The organism is Pseudomonas sp. 2822-17, assembly GCF_002742485.1.
In the GTDB taxonomy this organism is placed as follows: Bacteria; Pseudomonadota; Gammaproteobacteria; order Pseudomonadales; family Pseudomonadaceae; genus Aquipseudomonas; species Aquipseudomonas cyclaminis.
In genome coordinates this window covers 302019-321269 of the sequence record NZ_LJRZ01000247.1, presented here as the reverse complement: position 1 = coordinate 321269, position 19251 = coordinate 302019, and the positions used below count along the sequence as shown (strand labels likewise).

The following is a 19251-nucleotide window of genomic DNA, read 5'->3' as shown; positions in this document are numbered from 1 at the left end:
AGTCACTCGCGGTGACGGCGCGGGCTTCGATGGCGGCAGCAGCGCCGGCACCGTCGAGGCGGTCCATGTTGGCTTCGCTGGCATGGCCGGCGTTGGCGCCCTTGATCACCGCTGCACCGGTGTCCTCGTTGTCGACTTCATCCCAACTCAGCATTGAAATACTCCCTTCTGTTCTGGTTTGACGGCATGAGAACCCGTCCAAAAATATGCGATTTGCAGGCTGTCAGGCATTGAAATAGTGCGCATAGTGTGGTCGGTAAATACCGATACTGCACACTATGTAGTGGTCTGTTTTGTTTGTGGGCACACTATATGGGGTGTCACACGGTTGGTCAACGAACAAGAAGAGCGCAACTGTCGCAGAGACCCGCGCCTAAGCTAATTCTAAAAAGATATTTATTGGCGGTTTTTAAGATCGTTTAGCTTGGACGCTTCTAACAGATTCTGTTCAAGGAGCGCGCCGCCGATGTCCCATGTGCGATCCCTGGCCCATCGCCGCTAAGGCGCGCGCACCGCCTTGAGCAACAGCGCTTCAAACACCCGCTGCACCCGCGGCTCATCGGTATGGGCCACATTAAAACGCATCGAATCACGATGGGCCGGGTCGTAGCCGAACAGCGCGCCCGGCGCCAGCACCATGCTGCGTTTCAAAGCCTCCTGGGCCAACAGCTCGCCATTGACCCCCGCAGGCAGGCGCGCCCAGATAAACATCCCGCCGTCATACGCCATCGGCAACTCACAGCCGCAGCGCTTGAGCCATTGCTCGACGCGCCCACCGGCCTCCATCAAGCGCTGGACCATGCGCTTGCGGTGCTTGGCGTAGCTGCCTTCACTGAGCATGCGGTAGACGATCTGCTCGAACAGCTCCGAGGTCACGCCGCCGCTCATCAACTTCATATTGGTCAGGTTGGCCGCCAGTTGCGGCGCGGCCACCACAAAGCTGACGCGGGTGTTGGCGCTCAGAATCTTGGAAAACCCCGACAGGTAGGTGACCTGATCCAGACCGGCGACGGCCGCCAGACGCGGTGGCGGGTTGGGATGAAGGTCACCGTAGAGGTCATCCTCGACGATATGGCAGTGGTACTGCTGGGTCAGTTGCAGCAGCCGAAACGCCTGGCTGGGGCTGAAGGAATGGCCGGTGGGGTTATGCAGCACGCTGGTGGTGAGATAGAGGCTGGGGCGGTGTTCGGCCAATAGCTGTTCGAGGGCGACGAAATCGAAGCCATCGGGACGGCGCTGGATGGTCACCACCTTCACGCCATGCAGCGCCAGGTTGGCGTGGAAGTTGAAGTAGCACGGCGCGTCAAGCAGCACCGTATCGCCGGGACGGGCGAGCAGGCGCATCAGCATGTCCAAGCCCTGCACGGTATTGGGGGTGGTGATGATCTGCTCCACCGGCACCGACAACCCTTCGCCGTGCAGCTTCTGTTGCAGGGCCTGGCGCAACGGCAGCAAGCCGGCCGGCGTGCCCAGCCCGGCGATGCGCAGCGACGGCGCACGCACCACGCTGCGCATGGCCTGGCGGATGGCGTCGGCGTCCAGCCATTCTTCCGGCAGGTGGCCGCCGCCGGGGCGCAGTTCGCCGCTGGCAGTGACCAGGGGCCGACGCAAGACGCTGAGCAGATCCTGGGGCAGCAGGTCGACCCACGCCACCGAGGCCGGGCGTGCGCTGTCCATCGCCACAAAGTAGCCACGGCCCTGGCTGGAGGTGAGCAGATGGCGCCCGCGCAGGCGGTCCAGGGCTTCATTGAGGGTGAACTTGCTCACGCCCAGGGTCTGGGTCAATTCGCGCACCGACGGCAACTTGCTGCCAGGCGCCCATTCGCCGTTCTCGATGGACTGGCTGAACGCCTCGACGATCTGTTGCACCTTCGGCGTGCCGTCCACAAAGGCGATGGCGGATACGAACATAAACCTTCCTTGTGTTTACTGGTGATTTTACCGGTGAAGTTAGGCCGGATTAGGCATTACTTCACCTGCCTTGTGCAATGCCGCTCCCCTAGACTGCGCGCCATCTCGCCTGGAATTGGCGAACTTTCCTACCAGCGAGCCATGGATTTCGCATTCTCATGAAGACTTATATGTGTGCGCCCTGCGGATTTATGTACGTAGAAGAATTGGGCATTCCTGAAGACGGAATCCCGGCCGGCACCCCTTGGGAAGAGGTGCCGGAAGACTGGACATGCCCGGACTGCGGCGTGACCAAGGCCGATTTCATGGCCATTGAACTGTAACCCTCCATCACGAAAGGAATCGCTTCATGGAAAGTAACCTGATCAACGCCGCCGTACCGTTCTGTACCGGTGTGGCCCACCAGAAATACCTCGCCGCCGAGAAGGGCCTGGACACCGCCATCGAAGGCGGCTGCACCCATTGGTATATCGATGGCAGCCTGTTCGGCGAAATGGTCGATGACTGGACCGACGAACGCATCGCCAGCCTGCAGGCGCAGATCGCGGCCACCGGTGTGAAGCCCGTCTACCACGGCAACTTCAAGGCGCCGCTGGGCAGTGACGTCGAAGCCTTTCGCGTGGCCGCCGTGGCGTATGTGAAAAAGGAAGTCGACATTGCCAGCCGCCTGGGCGCGCCGTTGATCATCCACGGGGGCTGCATCGTCGAACCAAAAATGGTGCTGATGGCCAAGAAAGTCGCCTTGGAGCACTACCTCAAGTCGGTGCAGGAACTGGCGCGTTACGCAGAGGCCAAGGGCGTGGACATCTACCTGGAAAACCTGTCGAACTACGTCAACTACCGGCCGTTCCACTACATCTTCACCCATGAAGCGGAATACGCCTTTGTGTTCGAGCGTCTGCAGGCCCACAGCAACGTGTACTTCTTCCTCGACGCCGGCCACGCCAATATCGAAGACGGCCTGCCGGCCGAGGTGGTGCGAAAGTATCACCACCTGATCAAGGGCATTTCCTTCAGCAACAACAATGGCGTGCAGGACCAGCACTTCGGCATTCATGACGGCAACTGCGACTACGCCGACGTGATGCAGGCCATTGTCGAAACCAACTGGAAAGGCCTGGTGGCCTTCGAAACCCGCAACCAGACGGCCAAAGCGGCCCTCGGTGAGCTGGCGGTGATGTACCGCGAATCCCTGGCCACCGAGATCGCTGTCGCTTGATGGAAGCCGGGGCGGGCGCCGGTGTGCCCGCCCCACGGCTGTCGTTTCTACTTATTGAAGGCCCTGGCCCATGACCACTGCGTTAACCCTGTCTTCGTTTCTCTATTTCCTGCTGTTCTGCGCCACCATGACCTTCAGCCCCGGCCCCATGACCCTGCTGCTGCTGAGCCTGGGCTTGAAGGACGGTTTGCGCAGCTCGATCCCGGCGCAGATCGGCGCCAGCGTGTCGTACCTGATTTCGATCCTGATCTTCGCCGTGGGCTTCTCGGAGCTGATCAAGGGCAACCTCGCGATCACCCAGACCATCCAGTTTGTCGGCGTGGCCTACATTCTCTACCTGGCCTACAAACAGTGGACCAGCAGCGGCGTGGCCATCGGCAAGGCCGGCGCCGTGGAGGGCTCGCGCAGCCTGTTCGGCAAAGGGCTGCTGACCGGGTTTTCCAACCCCAAGACCATCATCATGTTCAGCGCCGTGTTCCCGCAGTTTGCCGGGGCAGGGGAGCACAGCTCGGCGGCGGATATCGCCATCCTCGGCGCGACGTTCCTGTTGCTGCAATTTGCCAGTGGCTGCCTGTATTGCTACTTCGGCCAGCGCATCAAGCACGTCCTGGAAAACCCCAAGCGCCGCGTGCTGTTGCAGCGGGTCACGGCGGTGTTGCTGCTGGGCGTAGCGTTGATGCTGGCCCGGGGTTTTTCCCACTGAGCGCTTTGGATCGGGCATTTGCGCGGGTGATGAGCTTATGAGTGGTAGTGGCGAATTACTGGCGCCCTGATAGACTCCAGGCATTCATCCAGGATTACCCTCGACCATGCCAGCCGCCGGAGGAAAAGGACTTCCGCTCGCTATTCGTTTGTACAAATCCCGCACCCTGGGGCTGACGCTCGGTCTGGTGTGTGTGGTCTTTGGCATGTACCCGCTGCACCCGTCGCCCTGGGTGTGGGCGTGGATGCTGATCAACGCGTTTGTCTGGCCCCATCTGGCGTTCCAACTTTCCTTGCGAACCGCCAACACGCTGCGCACTGAGCGCGGCAACCTGTTGTTCGATTCGTTCTGCGGCGGTTTCTGGGTCGGTGCCATGCACTTCAACCCACTGCCCAGCGTCACCACACTGTCGATGATGACCATGAACAACGTGGCCCTCGGTGGCCCCCGCCTGATGCTGGCGGGGTGGTTGGCGCAGGCGCTGGGCATCGGCGCCTCGCTGCTGATCTTCGCGCCGGCCTTCGTCGCCACCACCACCCAGGTCCAACTCTACGCATGCCTGCCGATCCTGATGCTGTATCCCCTGGCGCTTGGCTGGATCTGCTACCGCCAGGCCCTGAACCTGGCCCGGCACAAACGTGAACTACTCGCCCTGAGCCGCACCGACAGCCTGACCGGCCTGCTCAACCATGGCGCCTGGAAAGATCACCTGGAGATTGAATTCCAACGCTGCCGCCGCGAGCAGCAGGGCGCTGCGATTGCGCTGATCGACATCGACCATTTCAAGACCATCAACGACACCTACGGCCACGTCACCGGCGATATCGTCCTGCGCCAACTCGGTAAAATACTGCGCCAGAACCTGCGCGCCACCGACCTGGCCGGACGCTACGGCGGCGACGAGTTCTGCGTGATCCTGCCGGGCATGCCGCTCAACCGGGCCACGGAAGTCATGGACGCACTGCGTGACCGCTTCAATGCCCTGGCATACGCCCAGGACCCGACGTTACGCGCCAGCTTGAGCATCGGCCTGGCGCCGTATCGACCCGAACATGCCGATTCCACCGGTTGGCTCAACGATGCCGACCTGGCGCTGTATGAAGCCAAGAGCAGCGGGCGCAACCGTGTCAGCGCGGTGCACGGGAGTTGGTTACGGTCCGTTTAGTGGGGTAGGGTGTGGCGGCCCCCCCAACAAAAAACAAGGACCGGTTTATGCTCTTCACCTTCCCCCGTACGCTCCTGGCCGCCACGCTGGCCTTGTCCTTCGCACTCCCGGCCTACAGCGCCGAACTCCACCCGCAGATCCAGGCGGACGCCCAGCAGTACAAGGCCGAGGCCCTGAAACTGCTGGAGCGCCTGGTGAATATCGACTCCGGTTCCGGCTACGGGCCGGGCCTGACCCAGGTCAGCGACATCGCCGTGGATGAGTTGAAACAGTTGGGCTTCAGCATCGAACGCGTGCCGGACGCTGCTGCCAACAGCAACCATGTGATTGCCACCCTCAAGGGCACCGGCAAGGCCAAGATCCTGCTGATGGCCCACATGGACACCGTGTTCAAGGAAGGCTCGGCTGCAGAACGCCCGTTTCACATCAAGGACGGCCGCGCCTATGGCCCCGGCGTGATGGATGACAAGGGCGGCATCGTCGCAGGCATCTACGCACTCAAAGTCTTGAAAAACCAAGGCTTCAAGGACTACGCGCAAATCACCTTCCTGCTCGACGCCAGCGAAGAAACCGGCTCCGACATCGCCTCCGAGCTGATCCGCACCACCGCCAAGGCCCACGACGTCACCCTCAACCTCGAACCCGGCCGCCCCGCCGACGGCCTGGTGGTATGGCGCAAAGGCAGCGCCACCGCCGTGGTCGAAGTCAAAGGCAAAGCCGCCCACGCCGGCGTCGCCCCGGAACTGGGCCGCAACGCCGCCATGGAAGCCGCGCACCAGATCCTGCAACTGGGCAAGCTGGGTGATGAAGAGAAGAAAACCACCATCAACTTCACGGTGATCAAGGCCGGCGACCGCACCAACGTGATTCCAGACCAAGCCACCGCCAAGGCGGATGTCCGCGCAGCCTTGCCGGAAGAGTTTGATCGAATCGAGAAAGACCTGGTGCGGGTTTCAGCCAACAAACTGATCCCGGAAACCGACGTGACCACCACCCTCAAACGCGGCCTGCCGCCAATGCCGCAGACGGCGGAGTCGGACAAATTGGTAGCGATTGCCCAAGGGATCTATGGGGAATTGGGCAAGAAGCTGACCATCGAAGGCAGCGGCGGCGCGGCGGATGCGAGTTTATCGGCCGGAGTGGGGACACCGACGCTGGATGGTTTCGGGATTGTGGGTGGGAATATTCACACGGCCGAGGAATATGCGGAGGTGGAGAGTGTGGTGCCTCGGGTTTACCTGTTGAGTCGGATGATTATGGAGTTGGCGAAGCGGTGAATTGACGGTACGCAGTGTGGCTTTGTGGTGAGCAGGACAAGCCTGCTCACCACTTGGTGGGTTAGCCATCAAGGATTGTCGGTGTAATGCTTCAGACTATTAAGAAGGGTCTGCATGAATGCCCGTTGATCAGCTACATCTTCGCTGAAGTAAGTCGCCATTTTTTTAAAGACAGCGTCGAAGTTGTCGTTGATCGTTAAGAAGTATTCTATTGAGTCAATGAACCAGTCTTGTTCGGGTTTTGGGTGATTTAAAAATTCTGGTTTGGTCAGCTTGTTGAATAATTCAATAAGTTCTTTTTCATTATTTATGTTTTTTGAAGAGATTAAGGCTTCTCTCTCCAAGTCGTCCGTGTTTTCGATATCATAGGTAAATAGCAAGCCGCGAATTATTTCCAAGCTTGGTTTGTTTTGCATGTTTATAAGCCGGCGCAAGCAGTTTTTGTATTTTTGAGTTTCATTTGCTGAGTGACCTTTGTGGTGAGCAGCCCTAGCTATCTAAAGCTTCTAAATTAATTGTCTATGATTTCGACGTTATATCTGCAAAGGCAGTCTAGAAGGATTTTCATAAACTGCCTTTTGTCAGTTATTTCATCATTAAAGTGAGTGTCAAAAAGATAAAAGACAGACTCAAATTTTTCGTCTGTATTTAAGAAATTTTGAATGGTGTTGATGTGCCACTCTCTTTCCTCTCTTGTGTATTTTATGAATTCAGGTTTGGTAAGTTAGTCAAATAGGTCGGCGAGTTCGTTGTCGTCATTTATATTTTTTGATGCGATAAAGATCTCTCTTTCGGGGGTCGTCGAAATTTTCGATGCTGTAGGTAAATAGCAGGCTGCGCAAGATCGAAGGTTTAGGGTGGTATTTCATTTCAATATTCCGTATAGGCGGTAATTGGGTTGCCGTCTGTATCACCCGTCCCGGCCGTCGCCCACATCAGCAGCAGGTTGATCAGCACTTCACCGGTGATCTCGCCCAGTAATTCATACATCTCCGGCGGCGGCAGCAGACGTATCCAACTGACGATCGCCGAGACATAAATGAACAACAGCGGCTCATCGCTAAGCACCAACAAACCCTTGGCAATCGCGTCGCTGCCCAGCTTCAGCAGTTCATCAAGCTCAGCCTGAGAGAGGTACGCCAACAACTTCTGGCTGTTGGCCTTGAGATCCGCCAGCAGGTCGTACAGCTGGGAAATGTTGTCCCACAGGCTGTAGAGCGCCTTGGCCATCCCGGTGGAAAACGCCACGCCCTGCATCGCGCTGCGTTGCAAAGAGCTGGCGCTGGCAAAGTCCTTCCATTGGGGTTGGAAAGTCGCCGTCCACTCTTCCCGCAGCCGACCCTCTAGCCCCGCAATCACCGACTGATAAGACGCATACAGCGCCTTGACGTGATCCTGGGAAACAGTGGGGTAGAAGGTGATTTGGTAGGGCTGGTTGCGATCACACTCGGTGATTTCGAGAATGCCGCTGAGGCCGATGACTCGATGCAGCGGCGCGCCCATCGGGCTGCCATCCGCCGCAATGGCTTGGAGCATCACTGGCGTATTGCCGATAGGTACAAAGCGGGTGCTTTCGAACATATGCACCAGGGTCAGCGAGCCCTGGGCACTGCACATGGCGACGGTTTTACTGGGTGTCTTGGACGAAACCGGCGTGACCAGCTCTACCTCGTCTCCCACCTTGAAGACCTGTTCCACCTCCAGTGCCGAACCGCTCCAGAAGCTTTCGGCCCAGGCATCAAAGGTGTTCAGGCAATTACGGAAGTCACCGAAGACGCGCTCACTATCCGGCGCGTTGGGATCCATGGGGGCCAGGACAAGGCTGGCGATAACGGGAATCAAGAGACAGCCCCGTCAACCAGGGCCTTAACGAAAAAAACCATCTGCAATCCTTCGCACTGTGTGATCAGGCGAAGGACTTTGCAGAGGTTTTCAGGGGGAAGCTGTAGAGCTTATCCGGCGTTCACGTGGGAAGCTTCAACAGCTTTTGTCTTCTCCCGCCCCAGCACCAGACTGCACAGCGCCGGCAAGAACAACAGCGTCAACAGCGTGCCTACCAGCACTCCACCGATCAGCACATAGGCCAGGGACGACCAGAACACCGACAACGTCAGCGGAATAAACGCCAGCGCCGCTGCCAACGCGGTCAAGATCACCGGCCTGGCCCGCCGCACCGTGGCTTCGACGATGGCCTCGCGTATCGCCATGCCCTGTTCCTGGTTCTGGCGAATCTGGTCGGTGAAGATCAGTGTGTTGCGCATCAGAATGCCGCCGATGCCGATCAGCCCCAGTATCGCGTTGAACCCAAACGGCTGGTTGAACAGCAACAGCGTCGGCACCGCGCCGATCAAGCCCAAGGGCGCGGTGGCGAAAACCATGAACATCACGCCGAAGGAGCGCACCTGGAACATGATCACGCTGAGGGTCAGCAGGATCATGATCGGGAACAGCGCGGCCAGGGCGACGTTGGCCTTGGCGCTTTCTTCCACCGGGCCGCCGATGTCGAGCGTGTAGCCCGCCGGCAGCTTGGCGATCAGCGGTTGCAGGTCTTTGTACACGGCCATTTCCACGTCGGGCGGTTGCACGCCGTCGATGATGTCGGCGCGCACTTCCACGGTGGTCGCGCGGTTGCGGCGCTTGAGGATCGGCTCTTCCATCACCGCCTGGAAATGCCCGACCTGGGCCAGGGGCACTGAGGTGCCAGCGCTGTTGGTCAGGGTCATGTTGTTGAGGTTGCCGAGGTTCTCGCGTTGGTTGCCCTGGGCGCGGGCCACGACGGACACGGTGCGATTACCTTCACGCACCTCGGTGATCGGATTCCCGCTGAGCAGGGCGTTGAGCTGGGACTTGACTTCATTGGGGGTGAAACCCAGCAGGCGCAGGCGGTCTTGATCGAGCACCAGGCGATAACCGCTGGTGCGCTCGCCCCAATCAAGGAAGGCATCTTTGGTCAGTGGGTTGGCGGCGACGACGTTGCGTACGTCTTCGGACAGCCCGCGCAGCACGTCCAGATTCGGGCCGGACACGCGAAATACCACCGGGAAGGGCACCGGCGGACCGAACAGCAATTGCGTGACGCGCACCCGCGCCGCCGGGAATTCGCCGGCCGCGATACGTTCGCGCATGCGCAGTTTGAGGGCATCGCGGGCGTGGGAGTCCGGGGTCTGCACGATTAATTTGGCGAAAGCCGGGTCGGGCAGCTCAGGGTTCAACGACAGGAAAAACCGTGGCGCGCCGCCGCCCACGTAGGTGTCGACCATGCTTGTCTGCGGTTCTTGCAGCAGCGCCTTCTCCAGTTGCGCCGCCACCGCCTCAGTGCTTTTGAAGGCGCTGCCGGGCGGCATGTACACCTCCAGAATCAATTCGGACCGGTCGGAGTCGGGGAAGAACTGTTTCTTCACGACGCCCATGCCCAGCCCGCACAGCACAAACGCCGCCACCACCAGCCCGGTCACCAGCCAGCGCCTGCGCACGCAGAGTTCCACCAGGGCGCGCAGTTTCTGGTAGTAGCGCCCGGCGTAGATAGCGTCGTGGCCACCGGGCACCGGTTTGATATTCGGCAGCAGCTTGACCCCCAGGTACGGGGTGAACACCACCGCCACCAGCCACGATGAAATCAGCGCGAAGCCGACAATCCAGAAGATATTGCCGGCGTACTCCCCGGCGCCCGAGCGCGCAAACCCCACCGGCAGGAAGCCGATGATGGTCACCAGGGTGCCGGTCAGCATTGGCGCGGCGGTCGAGCTCCAGGCGTAAGTGGCGGCGTGAATGCGGTCAAAGCCTTCTTCGAGTTTGACCACCATCATCTCGATGGCGATGATCGCGTCGTCCACCAAGAGGCCGAGGGAAATGATCAGCGCGCCAAGGGTGACGCGGTCGAACTCTCGCCCCGTCACCAGCATGATCACGAACACCACGGACAGCGTCAGCGGCACCGCAGCCGCCACCACCAGGCCGACGCGAAAGCCAAGGGCCAACAGGCTGATGATCATCACCACCGCCAGGGCAACGAAGAATTTCAGCATGAATTCATTCACCGCCAGGCTGATGTTTTTCGCCTGGTCGGAGACCTTGGCGAAGTTCACCCCCAGTGGCAGGTCTGCGTGGATCCGTGCCTCCTCGGCCTTGAGACGCTTGTCCAGCTCCAGGCCGTTCCAGTGTTTTTCCATGATCACGCCGAGCATCAGCGCCGGGTCGCCCTGATGGCGGATGCGGTAGCTCGGCGGGTCTTCATAACCGCGGCTGACGGTCGCGACATCGGCAATGCGCAGCAACCGGCCGTTGACTTCCAGCGGCACGTTTTCAATCAGCGCCAGGCTGTCGAAAGCCCCGTCGATACGGATATAGGCGCGGGCCCCTGCGGTTTCCACAAAGCCCGACGGCGCCACGGCGTTTTGCGCGGCGAGGGCGGCGAAGATCTGGTCGGGCTTGATGCCCAGAGTCGCCAGACGCTCGTAGGAAAACTCGACAAAAATGCGTTGTGCCTGTTCGCCCAGAATGTTGACCTTCTTCACCCCCGGCAGATTAAGAAAGCCCTGGCGCAGTTCCTCAGCCATCTGCACTTGCTGGCGATGGGGCAGGTGCTCGGCCTCCAAGGCGTACAGCGCAAAGTACACATCGGAATATTCATCGTTGAAGAACGGCCCGATCACCCCGTTGGGCAGCCTCGACGCTTCATCGCTGAGCTTTTTGCGGGTCTGGTAGAACAGGTCCTGGATCTCGCCGGGACGGGTGGATTCGAGGAACGTCATGCGCATCGACACAAAACCCGGCTGGGCGATGGTTTCGACGCGGTCGTAGTAGTCCAGCTCCTGCAGGCGTTTTTCCAGGCGGTCGGCGACTTGCTCCTGCATTTCCTGGGCCGTGGCGCCGGGCCAGGCGGCGGTGATGGTCATCACCTTGACGGTGAAGGACGGGTCTTCGGCGCGCCCCAGTTTGCCGAACGAGAAAATCCCGGCGGCCAGGATCGCGATGATCAGGAACAACGTGACGGCGCGGTGCTTGACCGCCAGTTCAGAGAGATTGATGCCGCGCATGTTCATTGGTCCTGTTTGCGGTTGAGGGCCAATGCCTGGGCGGGCAGCAGGCGCACCGCATCGCCGCTGTGCAGCAGGTGCGCGCCGAGGGCGACGATGACGGTGCCGGGGCTCACGCCGCTGTTGAGCAGGGCATCTTCCTGGCCGAGGCTGGCGACGTTGACCGGCGAGAAAGTGACTGTGTTATCCGCGCCGATCACCCATACCCCGGTGCCTTGCCCTGCATCGTGCAATGCGCCGATGGGGACGCGGGTCTGTTGTGCCTGGCCATTACCTTGCAGGCGCACCGTAATGGTCGAACCGAGGGCGAAGCGGTCGACGGCGCCGTGCAACACATAACGCGCGCGGTAGGTGCGGGTGGTGGGGTCGGCGCTGGCGGAGAGTTCGCGCAAGGTGGCCGCTACGGCTTGATCAGGCGCGCCGAACGGGAAGGCCAGGGCTTTTTGCGAGGCCTGTTCGCGCTGGTTTTCCGGCAGGTTGACGATGGCTTCGCGGGCACCATCACGGGCCAGGCGCGCGACGATCTGGCCTTCGGCGACTACTTGGCCGGGGTCGACCCGTACGTCGGTGATGATGCCGTCGCCGTCGGCCTTGAGCACCGAGTAAGTGCGGCGGTTTTCGATCTGGCTGGCGTCGGATTGCGCCGAGGCCAACTCTGCTTCGGCGACGCGCAGGTTGGTCGCCGACTGGTCGAAGATCTGCCGCGACACGGCGCCGGTACTCGCCAGGCGCTGATAGCGGTTGGCGTCATCGCGGCGCTGACGCAGTTGCGCCTGGGCGGCATTGACGCGGTTTCTGGCCGAGCGCAGGGCCAGCTCGAAGTCTCCGATATCCAGGACCAACAGGGTGTCGCCACGGGAGACATGCTGGCCGGGATCGACCTTGCGCTCGATCACCTTGCCACCTACGCGAAAGCCCAGGTCGCTTTCCGTACGAGCCGCGACCACACCGGTGTAGGCGCTTTGTTGGGTGCCGGCGGCTTCGACCTTGGCGGCGAGTACCGGTCGTGGTTGGGGCGCCTGGGCGGCGGGGTCGGCCTGGCTGTTGCAGCCGCTGAGGATCATCAGCAAAGCCACGGGCGAGAGAAGGCGCAGCGGGAGAAGGTTCATGTCGGGCTCCAGGGGATGACCATCGGGCAAAAAATTATGGACATAATTTTTTACGCATATTATGGTCGAAATATAAATTAATCCAGCCCCCGGATAATCCCCATGTCGAATGCCCCGGTTCCGTCGCGAAGCCTGCTCTTGCTACTGGTTGCCCTTACGGCACTCGGCGAAGTCTCGACCCAATTGATCATCCCCGGCCTCGGCGCCATCGAGCAGGCGCTGGTCGCACCGCCGGGCTCGGCATTGATGGCGCTGTCGGCCTTCGTGGCGGCGTTTGGCCTGGGGCAATTGGTGTTTGGGCCCTTGTCGGACCGCATTGGTCGGCGTCCGGTGTTGATCGGCGGGTTGCTGCTGTATGTGCTGGCGACCTTGTCGATGCTGCTGGTCAGCGACATGCATCAATTTATCGCCGCCCGCGTGCTGCAAGGGCTTGGCGCCTGCGCAGCGCTGGTGTTGGCGCGCACGGTGGTGCGCGATGTGTGGAAAGCCGAAGCGGGGCCGGCCTTGGCGCTGACCATGATCGGCATGCTCTACGCCATTGTTGTTGCGCCGATGGTTGGCGGCCTGCTGATCAAATTGTTGGGCTGGCATGCGCCGATCTTGCTGGCACTGGTGATCGGCAGTGTGGTGTTGTTGCTGGCGCTGCTGTTCTTTCGTGAAAGCAACGCATACCTGGACCCGAAGGCCGGCCATTGGCGCACGCTGGGCGGCCAGTATCTGGATTTGCTCAAGGGCCGCCCATACCGTGCATTCGCCGTGGCGTTGGCATGCACCTATGGCGCGATGTTCGCGGTGATTGCCGGTTCATCGGCGGTGTTTATCAACTTGCTGGGCTTTAGCAGCCTGGAGTACGGCATCAATTTTGGCGTGATCGTGTCGATGCTGATCGTCGGTTCCACCTATACCCGGCGCAATATCCTGCGCCTGGGGCCGCAGCGGATTGTGTCGATGGGGGTGACGCTGGTAGCGCTCGGTGGGGTGTCGGCAGCGGTGATTTATGGCCTGTTTGGCTTGTCGGTGTTGGGGCTGGATATTCCGATTGCCCTGGCCACGCTCGGCGGCGGCCTGGTGTTGCCCGGCTCGGTCACGGGCGGGGTGATGCCCAACGCGCACCGCGCCGGGTTGGCGGCTGGGTTGATGGGCTTTGCGCAAATGTTCGGCGCCACGTGCAGTGGCGTGCTGCTGAGCCAACTGCGCGATGGCAGCGCTACACCGATGATCATGATCCAGGCGGGGTTTGCGGTGATGGCGTTTGTGGCGTTTCACGTATTGCGTGAGCGGCGTGTGGCGCCGGTTCTTGTAGGAGATGCCTAGTTTTGGCGAGGCTGAACGACCGCTATTGGGGCACGGGTATCTACACAACTTCCAGTGGATGCTGAATCTATGGCAAACACGCTTCTGTGGTGAGCGGGCTTCCGTGGTGAGCGGGCTTCTGTGGTGAGCGGGCTTGCCCCGCGCTGGGTGGCGAAGCCGCCCCAATAAAAAACACCGCGCAGTATCAGACAGAACCCGGTCGCATGGTTTGCGGCGGCTTCGCCACCCAGCGCGGGGCAAGCCCGCTCACCACAGAAGCCCGCTCACCACAGAGTTATGTGTCAACTTTTAAGAGTTGTGTAGATACCTATAGCTATCGGGGGCAAGCCCCCTCCCACATAGGCGAAACGGAACTCCCTGAAATCCGCACCAGTTGTCACACTTTGTCCAAGTTATTCGGGGCTGGATGATTACGATTCTCTTTTGAGTCCAATCCTAAGGTCCACGCCCATGCTTGCTGCTTTTCGCTTTACGCCCCTGGCCATGCTGGTTGCCGGCAGTTTCAGCGCCCATGCCGACGAACCCGTTGCCCTGGAACTCAACGATGTGGTGGTGACGGCTGCCGGTTATGCCCAAAGCGTGGAAGACGCGCCGGCCTCGGTTACGGTGATCGACGGCGAGGCACTGCGCCGTAAGTCCTACCGCGACCTGGGCGATGCGGTGCGGGATGTGGAAGGCGTGACGGTCAACGGCGGGGCGAATGAAACCGACATCTCCATCCGTGGCATGCCCGCCGATTACACCCTGATCATGGTCGACGGCAAACGCCAGAGCGCGAGGGAGTCGCGGGTCAACGGCAACAGTGGCTACGAGCAGAGCTTCGTGCCGCCTGCCGCCGCCATCGAGCGGATCGAAGTGGTGCGCGGGCCGATGTCGTCGCTGTACGGCTCGGATGCCATCGGCGGGGTGATCAACGTGATCACGCGCAAGGTCTCGCCGAGCTGGGGCGGCTCCATCGGCTACGACTACTCGGCCCGCCAGCACAGCGACCAGGGCAATGCGCGCCAGACCCAGTTCTACCTCAGCGGTCCGCTCAAGGAGGATTTCCTCGGCTTGCAGGTGTGGGGCCGTTACCTCGACCGCCAGGCCGACGATGACATCGAACAGACCAACGGCTTCAGCCAGGCCGACCACCGCGACCTCACCGCGCGCCTGGCCTTCACCCCGACCATTGATCACGACATCCTGCTGGAAGCTGGCGCCACGCGCCTGAAGAATGGCGACGGGATGAGCGCCAACTGGGCCACCCGTGAGCAGGAAAACAACCGCGATCATTGGTCCCTGTCTCACCAGGGCCGCTGGGGCTGGGCAACCTCGGACATTGCCCTGTCCCAGGAAACCTCGACCCGCGAGGGCAAGGCCACCCCGGCTCAAACCGATATCTACGGGCGTAAACCCGAGATCAAGAACACCGTGTTCGACGCCAAGCTGGTGGTGCCCACCGCCCATAATGTCAGCACCGTCGGCGTGCAATGGAATGAAAGCGAGCTGACGGACTGGAACCAGGGCCTGGGTGACCGCGTCGACTATAAATTCTCGGTGGTGCAAAAAGCCCTGTTCGCCGAAAACGAATGGTCAGTCACCGACCGCTTTGCCTTGACCACCGGCCTGCGCCTGGATGAACACGAAGAGTACGGCGCGCATCTAAGCCCGCGGGTCTACGGCGTGTGGCGCGCCACCGACCAGTGGACGCTCAAGGGCGGTATCGCCCGTGGCTTCAAGGCGCCGGAACTGCGCGCCGTGGTCGAGGATTACGCTTACTTGCGCCGCAACCGCTTCGTGATGTTCGGCAACCCCGATCTCAAGCCCGAAACCAGCACCAACTACGAAATCTCCGCACTGTGGAGCAACCGCGATGACCTGTCGGGCGGCGTGACGCTGTTCTACAACGATTTCCAGGACAAGCTCTCTACCGTCACCACCGATCGGCGCTGGAACGGCTACACCATCATGGAACGGGTCAACGTCGACAAGGCGATCATCCAGGGCGTGGAACTCAACGGCCAATGGGATATCAGCCCGAGCGTGCTGCTCAAGGCCAACTACACCTACACCGATTCCGAGCAGAAAAGCGGTGCTAACAAAGGTGCGCCGCTGGCCCTCACACCGGAGCAAAAAGCCAATCTGCGCACCGAGTGGAGCATCAACGACCGCACCCAGGCGTGGGCGTCGCTGAGTTACTACGGCGAAGAAACCGGCAACACCATTACCGACGAACCGGCGCCGGGCTACACCACGGCTGACCTTGGCGGCTCCTACGATGTAAACGATGCCTTGACCCTGAACGCCTCCCTCAACAACCTCACCGACAAGCGGCTGGACGATGAAACCTACGGCACGGTGAACTATGGCCGCACCTTGTGGATGGGCGCCACGTACAACTTCTAAAGTGCTGCGGGCAATCGCACCACCGCGCACAGGCCTGCCGGTGGGCGATTCTGCAACACCAGTTCGCCGCCATGGGCCTGGATGCACGACCGAGCAATCGCCAGGCCCAACCCCACACCGCCGTCGCTGACGCCGCGTTGCACAAAGGGTTCGAAGACTTTATCCAGCCAGTCCTCGGGCAGGCCTTGGCCGTGGTCGAGAATCTCGATGCGCAGCCAGCCGTTGTCTTCCCGGATCAGGCTCAGGTGGGCATCGCCGGCATGGTGCAGGGCGTTGTCGATCAGGTTGGTCAAGGCGCGTTTGAGCGCCAGGGCGCGGCACGTCAGCATAAGGGGCGGCGCACCGGCCCAACTGACGGGTTGCCGCAGGCGCTGATAACGCTTGGCCAGGTCATCCAGCAGGCTGCTCAACGATAGCGTGGCGGTCGCTTCCTGCACTGCATCATCGCGCACGAAACTCAGGGTTTCTCGCACCATTGCACTCAGCTCCGCAAGGCTTTCGAGCATGTCATCCCGGACGTCGCCGGGCTCCAGCAATTCCACTTGCAGGCGCAGTTCGGTGATCGGCGTATTCAGGTCGTGGCTGACCGCCGCAAGCATCCGCGTGCGGCCCTCGACATGCCGGGCAAGATTGGCCTGCATGGTGTTGAAGGCGGCCGTAAGGTCGCGGGCTTCCTGCGGGCCGCGTTCCGGCAGAGGCGCGATCCATTCACCCCGGCTGACGCGCTCCGTGGCCTGGGCCAACGTCTTGATCGGGCGCACCACGCGGGCGATGAAAAACATCACGATCAGCAGCACCGGCAGCGTCGTCACCGGCAGGCTGTAGGCCAGCACGCGGCCCCATTCATAGGCGCCGGCGGGGTACTGCACGGCATTGAGGTAGTTGCCATTGGGCAGCGGCACGCTGGTGCGCAGGCGCAACGGTGCCCAACCGGCGGGGCTGAATACGTGGGTGCGGGCGTCGGCGCCGCTGATGCGTTCCAACTGCATGCCGATGGTGGTCGTGTCGTCCAGTTGCAAGTGGCGGCGCAGTTCGTTGGCCAGCCGCTGTTCTTCCGGGCGCAGCTCAAATAGCGCCACTTCCGGCGTGGGCGCGATCCAGAAGCGCGTGTCGTCATGGCTCATTCCGGCCAGCAGGTGTTCGGTTTCCGTTGAGGTCAGGTCGATTGCCGTGTGGTGCGCAATTCCCAGGCGCTCCAGGCTGAAACTGCGTGACAGCGGGTGGATCAGGCTGCCGGTGCGCTGCAGAAACAACATCGCGATAGCGTTGGAGGCGAGCAATGCCAGCAATAACAACAGGCTCAATTGCCGCGCCAGGGTGCGCGGCCAGAGCCGGTTCAGGGCGTACATTCATTGACCTCGGCCGCCAACAGATAGCCGCCGCCCCAGATCGTGCGCAGCAGGTCCGGCGCGGCATCGCCCTGGGCCAGTTTGCGGCGCAGGCGGCTGACCTGGCGGTCGATGGCGCGGTCGCTCACGTCGCTGTCGGCAGCGGCGGTGAGGTCGATCAAGCGTTCGCGGGGCAGCAAGGTGTTGGGGTGGGTCAGGAACACCTGCAACAGGCGGCTTTCCGCTGTACTGAGCTGGATCGCCGGGCAGGCCTCGCGCTGCAAGGTGGCGTTGGCCACGCTGAACTGCCAGCCGGCAAACCGATAGGCGCGGGCGCCACTGCTGGGCGCGGCGGGCCCGGTGTTGCGGCCTTGGCGGCGCAGCACACTGTTGATGCGTGCCACCAGTTCGCGGGGTTCGAAGGGCTTGGTCACGTAGTCGTCCGCGCCCAGGTCCAGGCCTCGGATGCGGTCGGCGGCGGTGTCACGGGCGGTCAACAGAATCACGGGGGTATTGCTGCGCCGATGCAGTTGGTTGCACAGCTCGAAACCATCACCGTCGGGCAGCAGCACGTCGAGCACCACCACGTCGAACGCCTGGGTCTTGAGCAATTGCCACATGCCGGCCGCGTCCTCGGCGGTGCGCACGTCGAAGGTGTGTCGACGCAGATAAGTGGCCAAGGGTTCGCGGATTTTGCGGTGGTCATCCACCACCAGCACGCGCGGTGCGACAGGCGCAGGGGCAAACGGCATTGCAGCCCTCGGAAGGTTGAGCGGGAGAGGGCGGATATTACTACGAGTCATTATCATTAACGCTGTTTTTATGGCGAGTTGCGGGTATGCCGTTCTATCAGTAGGACGCTCTAGGGTGTTTTAGCCGCCTAGCGCTCAATTGCTATCGGTTTTAAGGTGTATGCACTTTGGAGGATCACCATGAAAAAACTCATCGGCATCTACACCAGCCCTCGCGCCCATTGGGTCGGCGATGGTTTCCCGGTGCGCACACTGTTTTCCTACGACAACCTGGGCAAACACATCAGCCCATTCCTGCTGCTGGACCACGCCGGCCCGGCCGAATTTACCCCTACCGAACAACGTCGCGGCGTCGGCCAACACCCTCATCGAGGGTTTGAAACCGTGACTATCGTCTACGACGGCGAAGTCGAGCACCGCGATTCCACCGGCGCCGGTGGCACCATCGGCCCAGGCGATGTGCAATGGATGACCGCCGCAAAAGGCATTCTCCACGAGGAGTTCCACTCCGAAGCGTTTGCCCGCAAAGGCGGCGCGCTGGAGATGGTGCAACTGTGGGTCAACTTGCCCGCCAAGGACAAAATGGCCGACGCCGGTTACCAAACCATCGTCGACGGCGACATCCCCGTGCTGCCGCTGGCCAATGACGCCGGGCACCTGCGCCTGATCGCCGGTGCATTCGCGGGCACTCAAGGCCCCGCACGGACCTTCACACCGATCGACGTATGGGACCTGCGCCTCAACGCCGGCCAACCAGTGACCCTGGACCTGCACGCCGGGCGCAACACCGCTCTGGTAATCCTGCGCGGCACCGTGCTGGTCAATGGCGAGGAGGTTGCGCGCCAAGGCCAATTGGCACTGTTCGAGCGCGATGGCACGCAACTGGTCCTGGAGGCCAATGACAACGCCAAGGTGCTGCTGCTCAGCGGCGAGCCGATTGACGAGCCTATCGTCGGCCATGGTCCTTTTGTGATGAATACAGAGCAGGAAATTCACCAGGCGTTTGTGGATTTTCAGTCGGGTAAATTTGGGCGGATGCACGCCTGACG

The 19251-nt window shown here is 61.2% G+C and carries 14 protein-coding genes and 2 pseudogenes; 8 read left to right on the top strand and 8 right to left on the bottom strand.

Features of this window, described 5'->3' with window-relative positions:
- Both AOA60_RS03215 and AOA60_RS03210 read right to left on the bottom strand, forming a co-directional pair.
- Positions 1 to 154 (bottom strand): annotated as a pseudogene (locus AOA60_RS03215) (ribonucleotide-diphosphate reductase subunit beta); the annotation flags it as partial.
- A gap of 344 nt (positions 155 to 498) precedes the next feature.
- Complete coding sequence (locus AOA60_RS03210) at positions 499 to 1911, bottom strand: PLP-dependent aminotransferase family protein (RefSeq protein ID WP_099583164.1); 1413 nt, start codon at positions 1909 to 1911, stop codon at positions 499 to 501.
- A 158-nt stretch (positions 1912 to 2069) separates the two neighbouring features.
- Between AOA60_RS03210 and AOA60_RS03205 the strand changes: the two genes are divergently transcribed.
- The 5 genes from AOA60_RS03205 to AOA60_RS03185 all read left to right on the top strand — a co-directional run bounded on the left by AOA60_RS03205 (position 2070) and on the right by AOA60_RS03185 (position 6275).
- Positions 2070 to 2234, top strand: a complete 165-nt coding sequence (locus AOA60_RS03205) for a rubredoxin (RefSeq protein ID WP_016968943.1) — start codon at positions 2070 to 2072, stop codon at positions 2232 to 2234.
- 26 nt (positions 2235 to 2260) lie between these two features.
- Positions 2261 to 3130: a sugar phosphate isomerase/epimerase gene (locus AOA60_RS03200; RefSeq protein ID WP_099583163.1), complete on the top strand. Its 870-nt coding sequence runs from the start codon at positions 2261 to 2263 to the stop codon at positions 3128 to 3130.
- 70 nt (positions 3131 to 3200) lie between these two features.
- Positions 3201 to 3833: a LysE family translocator gene (locus tag AOA60_RS03195; protein ID WP_099583162.1), complete on the top strand. Its 633-nt coding sequence runs from the start codon at positions 3201 to 3203 to the stop codon at positions 3831 to 3833.
- A 106-nt stretch (positions 3834 to 3939) separates the two neighbouring features.
- Positions 3940 to 4998, top strand: coding sequence for a diguanylate cyclase (locus AOA60_RS03190; RefSeq protein ID WP_099583161.1), 1059 nt, complete (start codon positions 3940 to 3942; stop codon positions 4996 to 4998).
- Positions 4999 to 5045: 47 nt separating this feature from the next.
- Positions 5046 to 6275 (top strand): M20/M25/M40 family metallo-hydrolase, encoded by a 1230-nt coding sequence (locus AOA60_RS03185; protein ID WP_099583160.1) that lies wholly within the window; start codon positions 5046 to 5048, stop codon positions 6273 to 6275.
- Between the two features lie 68 nt (positions 6276 to 6343).
- Here AOA60_RS03185 and AOA60_RS03180 read toward each other — a convergent pair whose 3' ends face one another.
- From AOA60_RS03180 to AOA60_RS03160, 4 genes and pseudogenes are all read right to left on the bottom strand, one after another.
- Positions 6344 to 6691, bottom strand: a complete 348-nt coding sequence (locus tag AOA60_RS03180) for a hypothetical protein (protein ID WP_099583159.1) — start codon at positions 6689 to 6691, stop codon at positions 6344 to 6346.
- A gap of 508 nt (positions 6692 to 7199) precedes the next feature.
- A pseudogene (locus AOA60_RS03170) lies at positions 7200 to 8117 on the bottom strand (type IV secretion protein Rhs); the annotation flags it as partial.
- Positions 8118 to 8227: 110 nt separating this feature from the next.
- Positions 8228 to 11311: an efflux RND transporter permease subunit gene (locus tag AOA60_RS03165; protein WP_099583158.1), complete on the bottom strand. Its 3084-nt coding sequence runs from the start codon at positions 11309 to 11311 to the stop codon at positions 8228 to 8230.
- Between the two features lie 2 nt (positions 11312 to 11313).
- A complete protein-coding gene (locus AOA60_RS03160) occupies positions 11314 to 12420 on the bottom strand; it encodes an efflux RND transporter periplasmic adaptor subunit (protein ID WP_099583157.1) in 1107 nt (368 codons plus the stop codon).
- 102 nt (positions 12421 to 12522) lie between these two features.
- Here AOA60_RS03160 and AOA60_RS03155 point away from each other — a divergent pair, with 102 nt between their 5' ends.
- A complete protein-coding gene (locus AOA60_RS03155; protein ID WP_099583156.1) occupies positions 12523 to 13734 on the top strand; it encodes an MFS transporter in 1212 nt (403 codons plus the stop codon).
- Positions 13735 to 14184: 450 nt separating this feature from the next.
- Positions 14185 to 16122 carry a TonB-dependent receptor gene (locus AOA60_RS03150; RefSeq protein ID WP_099583155.1) on the top strand — a complete coding sequence of 646 codons (1938 nt, stop codon included), beginning with the start codon at positions 14185 to 14187 and terminating at the stop codon, positions 16120 to 16122.
- Here the strand turns inward: AOA60_RS03150 and AOA60_RS03145 are convergent.
- Positions 16119 to 17438 (bottom strand): ATP-binding protein, encoded by a 1320-nt coding sequence (locus AOA60_RS03145; protein ID WP_178075313.1) that lies wholly within the window; start codon positions 17436 to 17438, stop codon positions 16119 to 16121. The two genes, AOA60_RS03150 and AOA60_RS03145, sit on opposite strands and share 4 nt — an antisense overlap.
- 20 nt (positions 17439 to 17458) lie before the next feature.
- Positions 17459 to 18202, bottom strand: coding sequence for a response regulator (locus AOA60_RS03140; RefSeq protein WP_099583153.1), 744 nt, complete (start codon positions 18200 to 18202; stop codon positions 17459 to 17461).
- 180 nt (positions 18203 to 18382) lie between these two features.
- On the opposite strand from AOA60_RS03140, the gene AOA60_RS03135 reads away from it, so the two are divergent.
- The gene (locus tag AOA60_RS03135) at positions 18383 to 19249 is read left to right on the top strand and encodes a pirin family protein (RefSeq protein ID WP_099583152.1); all 867 of its coding nucleotides are present in this window, start codon (positions 18383 to 18385) and stop codon (positions 19247 to 19249) included.
- The last annotated feature ends 2 nt before the right edge of the window (positions 19250 to 19251 follow it).

Bases quoted from the DNA above. Each gene is read 5' to 3' on its own strand.
- AOA60_RS03210 (WP_099583164.1), bottom strand. From the start codon at position 1,911: ATGTTCGTATCCGCCATCGCCTTTGTGGACGGCACGCCGAAGGTGCAA.
- AOA60_RS03205 (WP_016968943.1), top strand. From the start codon at position 2,070: ATGAAGACTTATATGTGTGCGCCCTGCGGATTTATGTACGTAGAAGAA.
- AOA60_RS03200 (WP_099583163.1), top strand. From the start codon at position 2,261: ATGGAAAGTAACCTGATCAACGCCGCCGTACCGTTCTGTACCGGTGTG.
- AOA60_RS03195 (WP_099583162.1), top strand. From the start codon at position 3,201: ATGACCACTGCGTTAACCCTGTCTTCGTTTCTCTATTTCCTGCTGTTC.
- AOA60_RS03190 (WP_099583161.1), top strand. From the start codon at position 3,940: ATGCCAGCCGCCGGAGGAAAAGGACTTCCGCTCGCTATTCGTTTGTAC.
- AOA60_RS03185 (WP_099583160.1), top strand. From the start codon at position 5,046: ATGCTCTTCACCTTCCCCCGTACGCTCCTGGCCGCCACGCTGGCCTTG.
- AOA60_RS03180 (WP_099583159.1), bottom strand. From the start codon at position 6,691: ATGCAAAACAAACCAAGCTTGGAAATAATTCGCGGCTTGCTATTTACC.
- AOA60_RS03165 (WP_099583158.1), bottom strand. From the start codon at position 11,311: ATGCGCGGCATCAATCTCTCTGAACTGGCGGTCAAGCACCGCGCCGTC.
- AOA60_RS03160 (WP_099583157.1), bottom strand. From the start codon at position 12,420: ATGAACCTTCTCCCGCTGCGCCTTCTCTCGCCCGTGGCTTTGCTGATG.
- AOA60_RS03155 (WP_099583156.1), top strand. From the start codon at position 12,523: ATGTCGAATGCCCCGGTTCCGTCGCGAAGCCTGCTCTTGCTACTGGTT.
- AOA60_RS03150 (WP_099583155.1), top strand. From the start codon at position 14,185: ATGCTTGCTGCTTTTCGCTTTACGCCCCTGGCCATGCTGGTTGCCGGC.
- AOA60_RS03140 (WP_099583153.1), bottom strand. From the start codon at position 18,202: ATGCCGTTTGCCCCTGCGCCTGTCGCACCGCGCGTGCTGGTGGTGGAT.
- AOA60_RS03135 (WP_099583152.1), top strand. From the start codon at position 18,383: ATGAAAAAACTCATCGGCATCTACACCAGCCCTCGCGCCCATTGGGTC.